This window comes from Sporosarcina sp. P12(2017), assembly GCF_002743035.1.
Taxonomy (GTDB): Bacteria; Bacillota; Bacilli; order Bacillales_A; family Planococcaceae; genus Sporosarcina; species Sporosarcina ureae.
Window position 1 is genome coordinate 57,422 of the sequence record NZ_PDYL01000007.1, and the last position, 17,586, is coordinate 75,007.

15 protein-coding genes and 1 tRNA gene are annotated in these 17,586 nt (G+C 44.0%); 12 read left to right on the top strand and 4 right to left on the bottom strand.

The genetic code is table 11. The features are described 5' to 3' along the window. Positions 1–69: 69 nt before the first annotated feature. Complete coding sequence (locus CSV80_RS07145; protein WP_099670256.1) at positions 70–951, bottom strand: SDR family oxidoreductase; 882 nt, start codon at positions 949–951, stop codon at positions 70–72. A gap of 154 nt (positions 952–1,105) precedes the next feature. On the opposite strand from CSV80_RS07145, the gene CSV80_RS07150 reads away from it, so the two are divergent. From CSV80_RS07150 to CSV80_RS17320, 4 genes are all read left to right on the top strand, one after another. Beyond that, positions 1,106–2,278 carry an aminotransferase class I/II-fold pyridoxal phosphate-dependent enzyme gene (locus CSV80_RS07150; RefSeq protein WP_099670257.1) on the top strand — a complete coding sequence of 391 codons (1,173 nt, stop codon included), beginning with the start codon at positions 1,106–1,108 and terminating at the stop codon, positions 2,276–2,278. A 151-nt stretch (positions 2,279–2,429) separates the two neighbouring features. Further along, positions 2,430–3,017, top strand: coding sequence for a hypothetical protein (locus CSV80_RS07155; protein WP_099670258.1), 588 nt, complete (start codon positions 2,430–2,432; stop codon positions 3,015–3,017). Positions 3,018–3,123: 106 nt separating this feature from the next. Further along, positions 3,124–5,253 (top strand): beta-propeller domain-containing protein, encoded by a 2,130-nt coding sequence (locus CSV80_RS07160; protein WP_158231871.1) that lies wholly within the window; start codon positions 3,124–3,126, stop codon positions 5,251–5,253. Positions 5,254–5,276: 23 nt separating this feature from the next. After that, a complete protein-coding gene (locus tag CSV80_RS17320; RefSeq protein ID WP_158231979.1) occupies positions 5,277–5,993 on the top strand; it encodes a hypothetical protein in 717 nt (238 codons plus the stop codon). Positions 5,994–6,095: 102 nt separating this feature from the next. On the opposite strand, the gene CSV80_RS07175 is transcribed toward CSV80_RS17320, so the two are convergent. Then, positions 6,096–7,748: a sensor domain-containing protein gene (locus CSV80_RS07175; protein ID WP_099670261.1), complete on the bottom strand. Its 1,653-nt coding sequence runs from the start codon at positions 7,746–7,748 to the stop codon at positions 6,096–6,098. A 127-nt stretch (positions 7,749–7,875) separates the two neighbouring features. On the opposite strand from CSV80_RS07175, the gene CSV80_RS07180 reads away from it, so the two are divergent. From CSV80_RS07180 to CSV80_RS07200, 5 genes are all read left to right on the top strand, one after another. Further along, a complete protein-coding gene (locus tag CSV80_RS07180; RefSeq protein ID WP_099670262.1) occupies positions 7,876–8,823 on the top strand; it encodes a DMT family transporter in 948 nt (315 codons plus the stop codon). Positions 8,824–8,895: 72 nt separating this feature from the next. Next, positions 8,896–10,614, top strand: a complete 1,719-nt coding sequence (locus CSV80_RS07185; RefSeq protein WP_099670263.1) for an ABC transporter ATP-binding protein — start codon at positions 8,896–8,898, stop codon at positions 10,612–10,614. Continuing rightward, positions 10,614–12,455: an ABC transporter ATP-binding protein gene (locus CSV80_RS07190; RefSeq protein ID WP_099670264.1), complete on the top strand. Its 1,842-nt coding sequence runs from the start codon at positions 10,614–10,616 to the stop codon at positions 12,453–12,455. Before CSV80_RS07185 ends, CSV80_RS07190 begins: the two co-directional genes overlap by 1 nt. Positions 12,456–12,793: 338 nt before the next feature. Further along, positions 12,794–13,204 (top strand): hypothetical protein, encoded by a 411-nt coding sequence (locus CSV80_RS07195; protein WP_099670265.1) that lies wholly within the window; start codon positions 12,794–12,796, stop codon positions 13,202–13,204. 129 nt (positions 13,205–13,333) lie between these two features. Then, complete coding sequence (locus CSV80_RS07200) at positions 13,334–13,534, top strand: hypothetical protein (RefSeq protein WP_099670266.1); 201 nt, start codon at positions 13,334–13,336, stop codon at positions 13,532–13,534. A gap of 517 nt (positions 13,535–14,051) precedes the next feature. On the opposite strand, the gene CSV80_RS07205 is transcribed toward CSV80_RS07200, so the two are convergent. Next, a complete protein-coding gene (locus tag CSV80_RS07205) occupies positions 14,052–14,507 on the bottom strand; it encodes a YusW family protein (RefSeq protein ID WP_099670267.1) in 456 nt (151 codons plus the stop codon). Positions 14,508–14,608: 101 nt separating this feature from the next. Further along, complete coding sequence (locus CSV80_RS07210) at positions 14,609–15,625, bottom strand: DUF2804 domain-containing protein (protein WP_099670268.1); 1,017 nt, start codon at positions 15,623–15,625, stop codon at positions 14,609–14,611. A 73-nt stretch (positions 15,626–15,698) separates the two neighbouring features. Between CSV80_RS07210 and CSV80_RS07215 the strand changes: the two genes are divergently transcribed. The 3 genes from CSV80_RS07215 to CSV80_RS07225 all read left to right on the top strand — a co-directional run bounded on the left by CSV80_RS07215 (position 15,699) and on the right by CSV80_RS07225 (position 17,565). Then, positions 15,699–15,771 (top strand) — tRNA-Ala (locus tag CSV80_RS07215). Positions 15,772–16,073: 302 nt separating this feature from the next. Next, positions 16,074–16,895, top strand: coding sequence for a transporter substrate-binding domain-containing protein (locus CSV80_RS07220; protein WP_099670269.1), 822 nt, complete (start codon positions 16,074–16,076; stop codon positions 16,893–16,895). Between the two features lies 1 nt (position 16,896). Then, positions 16,897–17,565, top strand: coding sequence for an amino acid ABC transporter permease (locus tag CSV80_RS07225; protein WP_029053523.1), 669 nt, complete (start codon positions 16,897–16,899; stop codon positions 17,563–17,565). Positions 17,566–17,586: the final 21 nt, after the last annotated feature.

The window sequence follows — 17,586 nt, forward strand, 5'->3', positions numbered from 1 at the left end:
AAATTCACATCCGTTAATTGATTTACACAAAAAGCAGGAAGTAGCCTGAAGCTGTTAATGACCTAGAAATTAAGACCCAACAAAATCTCCGCCATCGACGTGTATCGTCTGTCCAGTCATATAGGTCGAGTCCTGTGAAGCTAAGAATACATACGCGGGTGCGTTCTCAGCAGGCTGTCCACGGCGTTTCATCGGTGTGTCTGCACCATGTTCATCCACCGTCTTCGCGTCAAATGTAGCGGGGATCAGCGGTGTCCAGATCGGTCCTGGTGCCACTGCGTTGACACGAATTCCTTTGTCCGATAAATTTAATGCCAATGAACGTGTAAAGCTTGTGATCGCCCCTTTTGTCGCGGAGTAATCAAGCAAACCAGGTGATCCGTTATAGGCTGTTATCGAAGATGTATTGACTATGCAGTCGCCTTTTTTCATATGTGTAATGGCTGCCTTGGACATAAAGAACAACCCAAAGAAGTTCGTTTCAAATGTTTCCTTCAACTGCTCTTCCGTAATGTCTTCGATAGATTTTTGCGGGAATTGTTTACCGGCATTGTTAACTAGTATATTGAGTTCGCCAAAGTCTTCTATTACTTGGCGGATCAGTTGTTTACAGTTTTGATCGCTGCTAATATCCGTTTGATATTTCTTAGCTTTACCACCGTATTTCTCGATTAATTCAATTGTTTTATCGGCATCCTCATCTTCCTGATCAGCTAAATATGCGATGGCGACGTTCGCACCTTCTTTCGCATAGGCAACCGCGACGGCTCGTCCAATTCCGCTGTCACCACCTGTGATTAGTGCAGTTTTTCCTTTAAGTTTATCGGCACCTTTGAAATTCGGGTCATCGTAAATTGGCGCGGGGTCCATCTTTTCCTCGACACCGGGCTGTGTAGATTGTGTCTGTCCTGAAATGTTGTCGTCGATTTTTTCGTATGGGTTTTGGCTCATGTAATATCCTCCTCAATACATAGTTACCAAAAGTATTCCCCGATTGCTCATGAACAAACATTCAAATGTCCGGTATAAAATTAATCCAAGCGGTGTTTTTGCGTGTTATAATAAAGTCGTGTAGTACTATATAACAGCTAAGGAGCGTGTCTTCGTGAACTTTCAACCTTCCAAAAAAATGTCCATATTCTCACCAGCAATCTTTGGTGACTTAAAAGCAGCTGCTGAGTTAAAAAAAGCAACAGGCGCGCAAGTCGTCGATTTGAGTCTCGGCAGCCCGGATCTTCCGCCTGACGAGCGTGTACGTCAAGCGTTGTCTGAGCATAGCGCGTTGGCCTCATCTTACGGTTACACACTGGGAGGGACGAAGCGATTCCATGAAGCCGTCGCAAATTATTACAAACGACGCACAGGTGTCATCATCAATCCCGATACAGAAATTCTGCAGACAATGGGTTCGCAGGAAGGTCTCGTTCATTTACCTTTCGCATTCTGTGACGAAGGAGATTACGTCCTAACAACGAATCCTGCCTACGTTGCCTATGATGCAGGAATCAAACTAGCAGGCGCAGTGCCTTACTACATGCCATTACTTGCGGAAAACGACTTCTTGCCTAATCTGAATGAAGTCCCGGAAGACGTGCTGAAAAAGACTAAACTACTTATTCTAAACTTACCAGGAAACCCAGTACCGGCAATGCCAAGTGAAGCCTTTTTCGAAGAAGTCGTAGCGTTCGCAAAGAAACACGAAATCATCGTGCTTCATGACGCAGCGTATTCGGAATACTATTTCACTGGCGACCGTCCAGCAAGTTTCCTCACAACACCTGGCGCAATGGAAGTCGGTTTGGAAATCAACTCGCTGTCAAAAAGCTTCAGCTTAGCTGGCGCACGGATCGCTTACTTCGTCGGAAATGCAGAAATGATCAAAGTACTACGCGAACTGAAATCCAACCTCGACTATGGAACATTCGGACCGATCCAAGAAGCAGCCATTGTGGCACTTGATAATGGTGAAGAAATCACGGATCGCCTACGCGCCGAGTTCTCTAAACGCCACCACGCGTTAATGGACGGACTCGCATCACTAGGCTGGGAAACGACCCCATCTGAAGGCGGTATGTTCGTCTGGGCGAAGTATCCATACGACATCGACGACATAGAATTCGTCTTCGAAGTTATTAAACAAGCGGGCGTCGTCATGGTACCCGGCAGCATCTTCGGTACCGCAGGAAAAGGTTACGTCCGCCTTGCCCTCGTGCAAAAAGTCGAATTGATTGAACAAGCTATTGAACAGCTTAGAAAACTATCGATTGTTAGCGTGTAAATAAAAAAGGAAGAGCGTTTTTTTATGCTCTTCTTTTTTTTATAATCAAAGAAATGGTTCGAAATCAATTCGATACAAGACGTCTACTGCATAGATTAAGTTACTACCGCAAACTATCAATAGAAACGTAACAGAGAGAGGAGGGGATACGATGACCGAACATAAAAAGGACCGAAGCTCCCAGAAAGACAACAGAATTCAACCCCGTAGAAAAAAACAGAGTATTGTAATCTGGAGTGTTGTCGCGACAGCCACCGTGATGTTTTTGCTACTCGTGTTACCATTGTTGCAAGAGTCGAATACGGAAAATGAAAAGGTTGTACCAGCTGTAGGCCTGTATGAAGATCTAGAAAATTTACAACTCAAGGTGTTACAAGAAAGACCGTTAGAAGATGGAAAAATCGAATACTTAATTGAAATAAATAATGACACCAATAGGGTAATTCACCAGCCTACATTAATCTTCAGTTTCGAAGTGAAACTAGAGAAAGGTTGGGCAGAAAACCCCTTCAAGTACTCAACTGATCTTGGACTGGAAATTGAACCGGGGCAAAAAATGAAAGTACCGCTTGCAGTGAATGTTAGTCTACTCAACAAGGAGACGATCGATACTAATCACGTTATGCTTGAATTGAAAGGCTATCTGGATGAACTAGAACTTGAGAATCTATTTCATACGGGACAATCAATCAGTAATGTTAAAGGCGACAGACAATGGAAGAAGCTAAAACCAAGCTGAAATCACTCTATAAAAAGAGTGGTTTTAGCTTTTTTAAATAGGGTGTAACGAAACTAAAAATTTTCAGTCTACTCTATTACATACTAAATAAAAGGAGATGAAAATCATGAATACAGGTAGATGGCTCATTGTGTTAGGTGTAGCTGGAACGATTGGAATCCTAGTGCTAATCAGTTTCCTGTTCTGGCCTAAAGTAGGCATCACATCGACGCAGTCCGTGCTCGCGGGTCAGTCGCTACATGTTTACTTTACGGATCCGGTGAGAGGAAACTTGGATGCTTCGCAGTTTCACGTAACGAAAAGTAATAAGAGAACTCCGGCCAAGCTGGCGTACGGAAATGAAAAGAAATCATTGCAAGTAGAGGAGCTGCAACCGGGAGACTATACATTGCATATTCCAGCGAATAGTTTTGGCGTATGGAAACGCGCAGAAGACCAAGCGCTTTCATTCACCGTACTCGAATCCATACAGCCCGTCACTTCCATGAAAGAAATAGAGAGCTTCTTTGAGCGGGTGAAACCTCAGGGACGCAGTGAAATCATGGAGGAGTCTTCTTCGGAAGATAAAGCTTCTGGAGGTGGTAACGATCATTCACAAACCAATCAACAAGTGGCCGGAGTAGATGAAGCGGATACTGTCAAAACAGACGGTGATTTCCTCTACGATGTCCTAAATGGTGAAGGGCTTATAATCACAGATATCGGCAATCCAAACGAGATGGTCCGTGCCAGCAAGATCGACTTCACGGATGGATTCTATGCGAACCAACTGTATGTAGATCAAGACAAAGTCGTATTAATCGGAGGCCAAAGTCTAGATGCTCCGACGTCCAATATGGATTCGAACATGACTGAAGATCGCATGATGCCAACGCAGCAAATGTCCGTCATTCGTGTCTACGACGTCACAGACCGCACGAATCCGAAACTCATTCGCGAAACAGGTGCAGAAGGGTACGTCATTGGGACACGAAAAATTGGCCAATTCGTCTATATGATCACGAACAATCAACCATTCCTTTGGTATGATCATCCAACTCCGGTAGAAGATCAGCTAGTACCAAAAGTCTATGATTCTATATCCAATCAAAAAGTACAGCCGCTCACACTCGATAAAATCTCGATTTTGCCAGGCGCGATAGAACCTTCCTACTCGGTCATCACGACACTCGATATCGAGTCGGGTGAAAAAGGTGGGGTGAATACGAAAGCTTATCTTGGCAGTGGTGAACAACTGTACATGTCTGAAGATCATCTGTACCTGACGTCTACAAACTACCAAGATAGTCAGCAAAGCACTAGCGAAGTATTCAAATTCAGCCTCGACAAAACGCACGTTCATTTCCAACAAACGGCTCAACTAAAAGGGACTATCTTAAATCAGTTTTCTATGGATGAGCACAACGGCTATTTTCGTACAGTCACAACAGAAGGCAATCTCTGGGACGAACGCAATAAAGCGAAGAACCATTTATTCATCCTCGACGAAAATATGAACCAAGTTGGTTCAGTCGAAAATCTGGCAGTCAATGAACGCATTTATTCCGCACGATTCCTTGGAGACAAAGCGTATATGGTAACGTTCCGTGAAACAGATCCACTATTCGTCATGGACGTTGCGGACCCGAATAACCCGAAAGTACTCGGCGAACTGAAAATTCCTGGCTTCAGCAACTACTTACATCCCCTTGATGAAGGCCATTTAATCGGCTTCGGCTATGAAACAATTGCGAAGAAAAATCCACAAGGCGGCGCGCCCATCATCCAAACAGGCGGCATGAAAATCTCAGTGTTCGACGTAACAGATTTTGCGAATCCAAAAGAAACCGCATCTGAAGTCATCGGAGGGCAAGGGACCTATTCCTCAGTCCAACACGATCATCACGCGTTGTTCATCCATCCACACCGCAACTTATTCGGTTTCCCGATTTCAGTGTATGAGCAATCCAAGCGTGAAAACATTCTAGATCTACAAAGCTCTGGCGCAATGATCTACGAAATTACAGCTGAACGCGGTATTGTTAAGGCAGCTGATCTAACCAAGCGCATGACAAATGACTACATGGACTGGGAAAAAGAAATCCAACGTCTAGTGTATAGTGGCAATTCCCTTTACACGATTTCCGTAAATGAAGTAAACAGCTACACATTAGACCAATTCACACCGCTGGATACGTTAGAAAGAGCTAGCTACACAACGGACAGTGTACTACCCCGTGAATCGATAGAAAAATAAGGCTTGAGCGCTCACTAGTATTGGTGGGCGCTCATTTATTTTGTCGAGCGCTCTATCGTGGCCGTGTTTCGCTCTATGAAGCTGGTCGAGCGCTCTATCGCATTCGCTATCCGCTCAATCCATCCATCCAAGCGCTCTATCACATTCGCTATCCGCTCAATCCATCCATCCAAGCGCTCTATCACATTCGCTATCTGCTCAATCCACCCATCCAAGCGCTCTATCGCATTCGCTATCCGCTCAATCCACCCGGCCAAGCGCTCAATCGCACCCGCCATCCGCTCAATCAACCCATCCAAGCGCTCTATCGCATTCGCTATCCGCTCAATCCATCCATCCACGCGCTCAATCACATTCGCCATCCGCTCAATCCATCCATCCAAGCGCTCTATCACATTCGCTATCCGCTCAATCCACCCAGCCAAGCGCTCAATCGCATTCGCCATCTGCTCAATTCACCCGGCCAAGCGCTCAATCGCACCCGCTATCCGCTGAATCCACCCGGCCAAGCGCTCAATCACACCTGCGATCCGCTCAATCCACTCGGCCAAGCGCTCAATCGCACCTGCGATCCGCTCAATCCACCCGGCCAAGCGCTCAATCGCACCCGCGATCCGCTCAATCCACCCGGCCAAGCGCTCAATCGCACCCGCGATCCGCTCAATCACACCCGCGATCCGCTCAATCACACCCCCACAACCCAATCAAAAAAGGTTGTCTTTTCACCTCCTGTACAGTAAGCTGTAATCAAACGCACTAAGACTTACCACAACTGAACAAGATAGACAAAAATGGAGCCCTTTCTTTATGAAAGGAGCTCCATCTAATTTGATAGCAATACTTTATTTAATTTCGATTTGCTCAGCCGGCATCGGCATTCCGATGAAATGACCTTGCATAGCATCGATGCCCATCTCTTTCAGCAATTCAAATTGCTGTTCATTGCTGACGCCTTCTGCGATCGTGTACAAGTTGATCTTCTTGGAAAGTTGGATCAATCCTTCGATCAATTTCTGCGTCTTCGGATTGCTCAACAACGCATCGATAAAGACGCGGTCAATTTTGACGCTGGAGATCGGCAAATGCTGCAAGTAGCGCAACGATGCATATCCAGACCCGAAATCATCGAGAGTAAACTGTAAACCGAGGTTTTGTAGTTCGGACATTTGTGCCAGCACGGATTGTTCTTCTTCCGCTTTAAGCGCAAATTTCTCTGTAAACTCAAGATGCACTTTATTTGCGGGACAACCTGTTTCATTTAAGATGGAGATTAATCGGTCTTTCCATTGTGGATTCAAAGATTCACGAATAGAAGAGTTGATGGAAATACTCATATCATTCCCGGCGCGATGCCATTTCGTTACGAACGTCATCGCTTCTTCTGCCACATATGCACCGACTTCTTCAATCAAACCGTTTTCTTCTGCAATCGGAATCAATTCGTTTGGACTGATGACGCCAAGATCTTCATCCTCCCAACGAACGAGCGCTTCATAGCAAGTAATTTTCTCGCTAGCCACATCATATTGCGGTTGATAAGCTACATGCAATGAATTGCGATCTAGTGCTGTCAGCATCTTGCGGTCAATTTCCAAACGTCGGTTCAGAATTTTATGGGACTCAGCAGACAGTGAAGCAATCCGTCCACCACCTTGACTAATGACATCATCTGCGGCAGTCATCGCAACTTTGTATAGTTGCGTGTATGTTTTCTGGTCTTCAGGGAAACGTACAATCCCGCCACTGATCGAAAGTGTTTGCGCATTGTGGCTGAGGTAGATCGGTTGTTGCTTTAAGAAATCATAGAAACCTTGAATATACCAATCGCCGAAAGCTGTCAGTACAACAAAGCTATTCGTATCGATACGCGCAATCGGATTATCTTGGAAATAACGTTTTAATCGATTGGTGAATTCTTGAATCAGCTGCGTCTCAGATTCTTGGGATTGCAGCTCTTTCATAGTGAAGTAATGATCGATCGTCAAATAGACAAATGAAAAATGGCTAGCATTTGCGATGTATTCGTTCACTACTTGTTCTAGCTTATGGCGGCTCATGAGTCCTGTTTCTACATCAATGAATGCAATGTCTCCTAAGCGTTCCTGCAAACGAACATCTTCCGTAATATCTAGCTCCAAGAAAAATACGGATTGCAGTTCTCCGAAGTCGGAGAGGGTAGGGACAGCGAGTGTATTCACATAGAATGATTCACCTTTGCGAGACATTTTTTCTATTTTACCCGCCCATGTTTTCCCTGACAGCAAACAATCCCAAATGGAGTTCGCTATTTCCTGGCTTTCAGGTCGATCCGAAAACATTTGCCAGAAAGATTTGCCTAAGATGCGCTTGGGAGTCCAACCACTGACAGTTAGGTAGTTTTGGTTGGCATAGGTGATTAGACCTTCGCCGTCTGTATGTGTAACTAATTGGTATTTACTTAGACTATCGACTAGTGCGTGATGTTCGCTAGTCTCTGGTAACGGAATTGTATGCATAGAGGTACTCCTTTCCAATTCTACTATATGACTATTATAAATGAAGTTTCAGTGTTGTCCATGTCTCATATGTGAATTTTATACTATATGACTAAAAAGACAAGAAATTAGTTAGGGGTGACAAATCATGTTGCGATTAAAAGGAATTATCATGATTATTATAGGTTCGATGTTATGGGGCGCTACGGGACCTATGATGGAGTGGATTTTGAACCATAGTGAAATGTCCGTTTCGATGATGTTAATCCTACGTTTGTCGATCGCGGGTGGCGCGTTGCTATTATTATTGAAAGCAAAAGGCATACAGGTCGGTCGTCCTATGAGGCAAAAGTTGTGGTTGCGCAAAATGGTGATGTTCGGCGTGATCGGAATGCTCGGTGTACAGTTTGGATTCGTTCAAACCATCGCACATAGTGACGCAGTAGTCGCAACATTATTCCAGTTCGTTGCACCTGTCTACATCATCATTCTGCTTTCAATATTTCAGAAATCCTTCCCGCCAGGCAGCCAAGTAATCGGTATGGTCATTGCGTTATTCGGTTTGATTTTACTTTTAACAAACGGTTCATTCTCGAGTATTTCATTGAGTACGACCGCAATTGTGTGGGGTGTGATTGTAGGATTTGCCTTTACTTTCTACACACTATATCCCGTAGTTCTTATGGCAGAGTGGGGTGTATTACTCGTCGTCGGCTGGGGAATGTTCATTGGTGGTATGACTTTATTCATCATCAACTTGCCGATGTTCTTCATGAATCTTGGTTCTTTGCTTGACGGTCCAGCGATGGGTATGTTGTTACTCGTCATCATTATGGGAACACTCGCATTCATCATGTTCCTGCAAAGTATGAACTATATTTCACCTGTTGAAACGAGCGTGCTTTCCAGCTTCGAACCGCTTACAGCGATGATAGTCTCCGTATTCTGGCTAGGTCAGGCAATGGGTGTCTGGCAACTAACTGGCGCGGCGATCATGCTAGTGGGGGTTGTCTGGTTATCCATCGGCGGTAATCGCAAGAAGAAAAGCGCTCCGTTCCCAGATCCTATTCAAGAGTACGACCATAGCGAGGTATAGCTTTTCGCCTGTACACACTGTATTCCTATATGACATAATGAAAGGAAAGTCAGCAAGTAAAGGGTGAATTAGATGAAAACGGTTTTTCGCTATGCACTACCTTATAAATGGCCAATGTTCATCGCCATTTTACTCATGTTACTTGAACTATCGGTCGAATTAATTCAGCCATTGCTGATCGGTAGAATTATAGATGAAGGTATTATGAAAGAAGACTTGAACACGGTTCTGATTTGGGGGAGTGTCATGATGGCACTCGCCTTTATAGCGCTCTTTACGGGCGTCGTCAATTCCTATTTCGCTGCACATGCCGCGCAAAGTTTCGGCTATGATCTTAGACAAGCTTTGTTTCGGCGCGTCCAGACGTTTTCGCTAGCGGCATTTTTGCGCTTTCCGACATCTAGTCTCATTACACGTTTGACAAGTGATGTGACGCTTGCCCAAACCGCACTCTTCATGGGGTTACGGATTATGGCCCGCGCACCGTTAATGGCACTCGGCAGTCTGATTATGGCATTCGTCGTCAGTCCAAAACTCGCAGTATTCTTACTAATCGGTTCACCGTTCCTAGCTGTATTCCTCGTCGTCATGGCGCGCAAAGGTGTACATTTATTCGGGCAAGTTCAACGCCGTTTGGACGGTGTCAATCAACTCGTACAAGAAAATTTACAAGCGGTTCGTCTCATTAAAGCCTATTTACGAGGTGTTTTTGAAACGAACCGTTTTTCCAAAGCGGCAAGTGCACTGAAAAAAGATAGTGTCCATGCGATGCGCTTAATGGAACTAATTTTACCCGTGTTACTGTTCATCATGAACGTCAGCTTTATGGCGGTGCTTTGGTTCGGCGCAGACGAAGTCCGCAACTCAAATATGCCTGTCGGAGACGTCGTAGCAGTCGTCAACTACACGATGAGAATGACAAGCGCTTTTTCAATGTTCTCCTTTTTGATCGTCATTTTCTCGCGCGCAAAAGCGTCTTCCGATCGGATGGAAGAACTGCTAGTTGCCGATGGTGATCTCGAAAAGCTAGAGATAGCCGGCAATTGCCAACATGGTGCTGTTTCAGTTCGTTTTGAGCACGTATCATTCCGTTATCCAGGAACGAATGAAGATGTGCTTAGAGACGTGTCGTTTGAAGTTCCAGCGGGTGAGAAGCTTGTCATTATGGGGGCTACCGGTTCCGGTAAATCCACGATGCTTCAACTACTCCCGCGCATGTTCACAGCGACGGAAGGTACTGTGTGGATCGATGGCAAAAACATAGCCGACTGGCCGCTTGACACATTACGGAACTTGACCGGTTATGTGCCGCAGCAATCAATGCTCTTTACAGGTTCGATCACTGATAATCTTTCATGGGGTAAACCGGATGCCACTGCGAATGAAATCGAAGAGGCCGCTAAAAAAGCACATATTCATTCGTCTGTCATGGACTTTACAGATGGCTATGAAACACGTGTCGGGCAGCGCGGAGTGAATTTATCTGGCGGTCAGAAACAGCGTCTGTCGATTGCTCGCGCATTGATTCGTAAGCCCTCCTTACTGATTTTGGATGATAGCACGAGTGCACTAGACGTCAAAACCGAATCGTCATTATGGGAAGCATTGCAGGAAGAAGATACGACGATGCTAATTGTCACGCAAAAAATCCAAACTGCTCAAATTGCTGATGCGATTTTATTATTATCAGATGGCGAGATTGTGGGCTATGGCGCGCATGAAGAGTTACTTCAAACGTCTGCCTTCTATCGTGAAATTGCGAAATCGCAACAGAATGGGGGAGTGGCGTGATGCGAAAACCATTCGGCTATGAGCCTATTATTCGGAAAGAGGATTTATCAAAAGTACAGCGTAAAAAAGTTCAGAAAGCGGGCGACTGGAAATCTGTACTTGCACGCATTTGGCGTTTGATCGATCAACAACGAGGTTTACTGATCGCAGTCATGACACTCGTTTTAATCAGTTCAGCCCTAGCGCTAATTGGCCCATTGATGATCGGAAACATGATCGACCATTTCATCATTCCGAAAAAAGTGGACGGGCTCAGTATGCAGATTGGTTTATTACTGCTCGTGTATGCAGGCTTCTCATTGTCTACCTATTTCCAAAACTACTGGATGGTCGGAATCGCACAGCAAACGGTTTATCGTCTGCGCACGCAATTATTTGGCCATCTACAGAAGCTGCCCATCCGATTCTTTGATAAGCGGCAGCACGGAGAATTGATGAGCCGCGTGACGAACGATATCGAGAATGTTAGCCAGACGCTGAACTCTTCGTTGATCCAAGTGTTTTCAAGTGTACTGACACTGGTCGGTACGGTATCAATTATGCTGTATCTCAGTCCGTTATTGACGTTGCTGACTATGATTATCGTACCTTTAATGTTTATTGCCATGCGCTGGATTACTCGTCGCACGGGTATATTATTTAAAGAGCAACAGCGCGCAATCGGTGAATTAAATGGGATGATTGAAGAAACCGTTTCTGGTCAACGTGTCGTCAAAGCGTTCTCACAGGAACAGAATGTCATGGAAGAGTTCGCGCAAAAAAGCGAACGCCTTCGTACAGCGGGTTTCTGGGCGCAGACGTATTCAGGCTTCATTCCAAAAGTCATGAACACACTTAATAATATGTCGTTCGCGATAGTTGCGGGGGTTGGCGGACTGCTGGCGGTGACAGGATATGGTGGCGTAACAGTCGGAACGATTGTTATCTTCAGTGAGTACGCACGGCAATTCACGCGACCGCTGAACGATTTGGCCAATCAATTCAATACCGTACTCTCCGCCATTGCAGGAGCAGAGAGAGTGTTTGCCATTATGGACGAGCCTGTAGAAAAAGACGAAGCAACGAAGCAGATCAAAACATTATATGGCGATGTCGAGTTCCGCAATGTGACGTTTGGTTATGAAGAGGAAGCGATTATTAAGAACCTTAGCTTCCATGTTCAATCAGGTGAAACGGCTGCCTTTGTTGGTGCAACAGGAGCAGGGAAGACGACGATCATGCAACTGCTGTCACGCTTTTATGAAGTAGACAGCGGCCAAATTCTACTCGACGGCATCGCGATCGACGAACTGCCACGCCATACCGTACGTAGCCAAATGGCCTTCGTCTTGCAAGATCCGTTCTTGTTCGAGGCGACAGTTCGCGAAAACATTCGCTACGGGAGACTCGACGCAACGCACGAAGAAGTGGAAGAAGCTGCAAAAAAAGCTAACGCCCATAGCTTCATCTGCAAACTATCGTCCGGCTATGACACGGTGCTAACAGCCGGTGGCGAAGAGATATCGCAAGGACAAAAACAACTATTGTCCATAGCCCGTGCTCTAGTAGCGGATCCAACCTTGCTGTTACTCGACGAAGCTACTAGTAGCATCGATACAGTGACGGAGCTCGCGATTCAAGAAGCGTTGGAGCGTCTCATGGAAGGACGAACAAGCTTCGTCATCGCCCACCGTTTGAACACCATTAGACAAGCAGACAAAATCTTTGTACTGGCAGATGGCGAGCTACTCGAATCCGGCAGCCACGAAGGACTGCTGGAACGAAAAGGCGTGTTTTATGGGATGCTGAATAATGAAGGGGAGGAAACTGTTGATCACAGCCTTCCGCTTACGATTGATTAGTGAAGTTTTCTACTGGTGGAGAGTGGAGTTAAAAACCTTACTTCTTCGTCTATGAAATTGAATAATTACAACATGAACGAGCATCGCATGTAGCGGTGCTCTTCTTTTTTTGAATAAACTTAATCAGAATATTTTTGGAAAATTTATGTATGCCTGTAATATAGTAACTGAAAGAGTGGAATCAGAAGGTTTAAACATAGTTAATTGAATTCAGGGTATTGGAGAAAAGTGGACACTCTTACACTTCGTGGACGTATATATAGTAGAACTATAATTGTTCAAGGATCAAGTCAAAGCCAAATAGAAGAAGAGTCATTTTGATAAAAAGGGGGGCTTTTATGAGAAGGTTCTTTTATTACTTCGGTTGGACAATGGTGATAGGAATTATTATTTATGTAGGTGCTAAATATCAGTTCCTGTTGAAACAAGAATACATGAAAAACTACGAAGCCCTATCATTTGTTTTGTTTTCATCAATTTTTCCTATTGGTATTGGAATGCTGCTTAAGTTACCAAAACTTATAAATGAAATTATAGAAAATAGACAATGGACCTTTAATTGGGCTAAATTCATGGGGATTGGGTTGCCATCTCTTGGTGTATTATCTATAAGTATATTAATATTTACACCAGCAGGGGAGAATATTATTCCGTTTGTACCAGAAATAATGTATTCGGGAAATTCAACAATTCAAACAATAGCTGGTGTAGTGTTTGGCTTTATTTTGTTAGATAGTGTAAAGAAATAATGAGTTTTATTTAGATTAACAGGTGTTGTTGTTGAAGAAGTGTTGTGCCTGAAACGGGCCATTTTATTGAATGACCTTTAAAATAAATTAGAAAGGCGAATATGCCTAATTAGGGAGGAGGGAAATTGTATGCTGATTAGCTTGATGCAGGGGATAGGCATTTTTTATTTTTGGACTTGGTTTATCTGGCCATTTGTATTTGTTTTTTCATTGGTTTATGCAATTTCTTCATTAGTGAAAGTCGACAAAACATCAATGAAGCCTGCAATAGTCGCTTCTATATCACTTTTAATAATGCTAGCTGGAGTGACTTCCCCGACATTTAGTTAGTTATTAAACGGGGACGATTGTGGTAAATGGTTTATTCCCAATCGCTTAGTTGATCGGAGTGGAAGCCGGCGACTCCGGGAGGATCAGCGGGACAGGTGAAACACCCGGCGAGCGAAGCGAAGGGGTGTGGTTCACCGCACGCCCTCCGGAACGCGTCCGGCTGCAACGTAGATCAACGGGTTGCAACCACTATCCCGTTGTCGGGGGCGATTGTGTAACATAGTTTATTCGCACTTACTTAGTTGACCGGAGCGAAAGCCGTAACGAAGAACGACTTTTGCGAGTGCAACGCAGATCAAAGGGTTCCAACCATAACTGTCAATTGGTAGTGGGGCTCGTAGGATTTACAAATTAATTTGGTTAGTACAACTTACTTTAATTACATTAAATCATTAATAAAAAGGCATGCAAAAAAACCGCTAATTCATATATGAATTAGCGGTCTGCTTTATTCTGCATTTTGTACTAGTGAACCGAACAGGTTACTAAACCCGTATAAATAGCTGATCCCACGTTATTACTTTTTCTCATCAATATGAAGAGTCTTGTCGTCTGCAAACTCTACATCCAACTTAAACTCATCATACCCATCAAGACCGTACCACTGCAAAATGCGGTCGATCGCTTCTTCTTTAGTAGTCCCACTATCAATCAAAATCTCCATAAACATCTTATGCATATCGTCAATCGCTTCATTGCCTTCGAGATTCACTTCCTGGAACTCATTGACATACTCTGCATCACCAGGCTTTACATCCTCATAATCCGTTTCAATTTTCTTATCGTCTTTCTTGATCGTTAAATCGAAATCCGTGAAGCCGTAGCCGTCACCTGTGTTCATTGTACTGCCTTCATCCTCGCCTTCAATGCTGACCGCAGCGTCATTGTCCGGTGCCTTGTCTTTTGACGAGCAACCTCCGAGAAGTAATATAGATGAAACCCCAGCAATAGATAATATTCGTATTAATGACATAAGCGCCACCCTTTCTAAAGTGTATACTACTTGTATTATCACCTTAAAACAGTAAAGTTAAACAAAAAACGGATCTCTTTGTAGGTAGGAGAGAAGGATAATTAGCGATACTTACGCTCCAAGATCGAACCGAGCATCTGTCGAATAGGTAAGACTTGTCCGCTTGGTAGTCGAACTTTTCCATGATAATAGCCGACATATTGAGTAATCGACATCTTTCTAACAAGATAGTGATCGAGTGTTGGGCATTGGAAGAATGGTTTAAATGTCAATTGGATATTATCCGAAAATTTCGTATGTATTTTCCATGCACTTTTCGGGTCTTTTTTATCGCTCGTGAATACTACATCCTCGTGAAATTTATGCATTGCACCTTCCACAAAGACAGCATTTTCCGTTAACCCCGTACCATCCGTCCAACGGCCGCCAAAATTCAAGCCGATTCGTTTACCGCTTGTCCGTTGAGAGGCCATTGCCCAATCCCAATTCGTTCCCGCATGCCACACACCACGACCATAATCGTGGACCGCGAAACTATAATACGGATTAAAATCATAGCGTCGATCGCCAACGCGAACATATCCGCCAGTCGGCATAATAGAGTGTTTGGAGGTGAAATGGAATGAGTCTCGACTTCTCGGGATGACCACATTTAAAGATTCATCTTTCTCGGGATGAATAATATGCAAATCTGCATGCAATACTTCATTGTCGAAATCAGGAATGACCACGGACAAATGCGTTTCGCCTTGCATATGGACGAGTTGAATTGTAATATCGTCATGCACAAACTTAATACTTTCGAGTGCCTCTTCAGGCATTTTTATACGTCTTCCAAAAGGTAGGGTTACATGTTTTTCATAGAAACGCTGTGTTTCATAGTTGAGTATGTAAACTAGACAAATAACTTTATGATCTAAGTGTACAATCGAGGCAGTCAATAAGACCTCTTCCCCGTAGATGCACCAATTATTCCAGCGCTTCTTTTTCATAAACTGTCCTCTTAGATTGCTCCTCACTAAAGGGCTGCGTGCGTATCCTATTGATTCAGGATTCAGAAGTCCCTTGGAGTCACACAGAGACACAGTTTCAGTCAACTCTCTTTCTTCATGCTGCATGCCGTTAACCACCTTTCTTGCCTATTGTCTTTTAAACGAACAGTTGATATACTCTATATTGTATCAGATATGAGGGGCATTAGCTCAGCTGGGAGAGCGTTGCGCTGGCAGTGCAAAGGTCAGGGGTTCGAGCCCCCTATGCTCCATTAAGATAATCGCGGCAGTTCTTGAGAGAAATCTCCAAGAACTGTTGCTTTTTTTTATTTAAAACGATACTACTCATACTATACTCCCCTTTACCGTGCGCAATAAAACTATTTACTATTGTATAATTATTCATTGTAGCGTATATTAAATAATATAGGAAGTAACCGTTATAAGATCTTGTCCAATATATGTAGTATGCAAGCAAACGTATACATATACTTGTAGACAGTTGTAAGTCAGTATCTTATAATTGTATTAATTTAGAATATTTATACTAGTGAAGAGAGAGAAGGGGAAATGTATGAAGAAGATGTTTACAGCACTATTACTTATCCTAGTCTTGGTCGTTGCGGGATGTAGTAGTAACGATGGAGGAGCAGGATCAACAGAGAAGTCCACGTTAAAGAATATTAAAGACAACAAGAAATTGGTGATCGGAATTGCACCAGGTTATTTCCCTTTTGAAATGAAAAGCATTGACGGCGGATTTGTCGGCTACGATATCGATCTAGCAAACGCGGTAGGTGAAGCGCTAAATACAGAAGTGGAATTTAAACAATTCGCATTTGATGGCTTAGGACCAGCTTTGCAAATAGGTGATGTGGATATGGTCATCGCGGGTATGACGATCCGTGGAGACCGTGCACTATCCATTAGCATGTCGAATCCTTACTATAAAACAGGTCAGGCGATCATGGTGCCAGCTGCGAGCAAAGGTATCAAATCATGGGAAGAGCTTGATGTTAAAGGTAATAAAATTGCTGTAGGTATCGGGACTACGGGCGCACTGCTTGCAAAGTCTCAGTTCAAAAATGCGGAAGTAGTAGATTACGAAGATTTCCCGTTGGCAGCTACGACAATGGGTTCAGGACAGGCTGATGCAGTGGTGTATGATGAACCTGCTATTGCGGTATGGCGCTTAGAACACGAAGGAGAAGTTCATCAGCTCGAAGGTTTGCTTTCAGCTGAAAACTTAGGGATTGCAGTGAAGAAAAATGATTTTGAAACGATTCAATGGTTGAATTCATTCTTGCATAGCTATGTTGATAGCCCGGAAGAATTAGCATCCAGAAGTCGCTGGTTTGAGGAAAGCGACTGGCTAGATAAGGTTTCGGGAGAATAATATGGGCGGCTATGAATATGACTTCAGTGTAATATCGCAAAATATGGATATCTTTATTGAAGGGGCGCTGAAAACACTTGAAATTTCGGCGATCGCATTATTGTTGGCTATTCCGCTGGGTATTATTATCGGAATGGGCCGGATTTCCCGCAATAGATTCATCCGTATTCTTTCCTCAGCCTATGTAGAAGTCATGCGCGGTGTGCCGTTGCTAGTACTGCTGATTTGGATTTTCTTTGTGCTCGGTCAATTTTTAAAACTCGGTTCCTATTGGGCATCGATTATTGGTCTAGCTGTCTTTACCGCAGCATTCATTGCAGAAATCGTTCGTTCAGGAATACAAGGTGTGCCAAGAGGTCAGATGGAAGCGGCTCGTTCGTCAGGTATGACCTACTGGCAGGCAATGCGTTTGATCGTCTTGCCACAAGCATTCCGACGAGTTTTACCGCCACTTGCTTCACAATTCATCATGCTAATTAAAGATTCTTCTTTGATCTCGGTCATTGGTGCGACGGAATTGACGTTGAACGCGAAGAACCTCGTTGCCACTAGTATGCGTTCCATTGAAGTATGGACATTCATAGGTTTCGTTTACTTCGCCATGACGTTCACGTTATCCATGATCATTCGTGCGATCGAACAAAAGTTATTAGCGAGAGAAAATTCATGAAGTTCGATGTGAAGGAGTGCC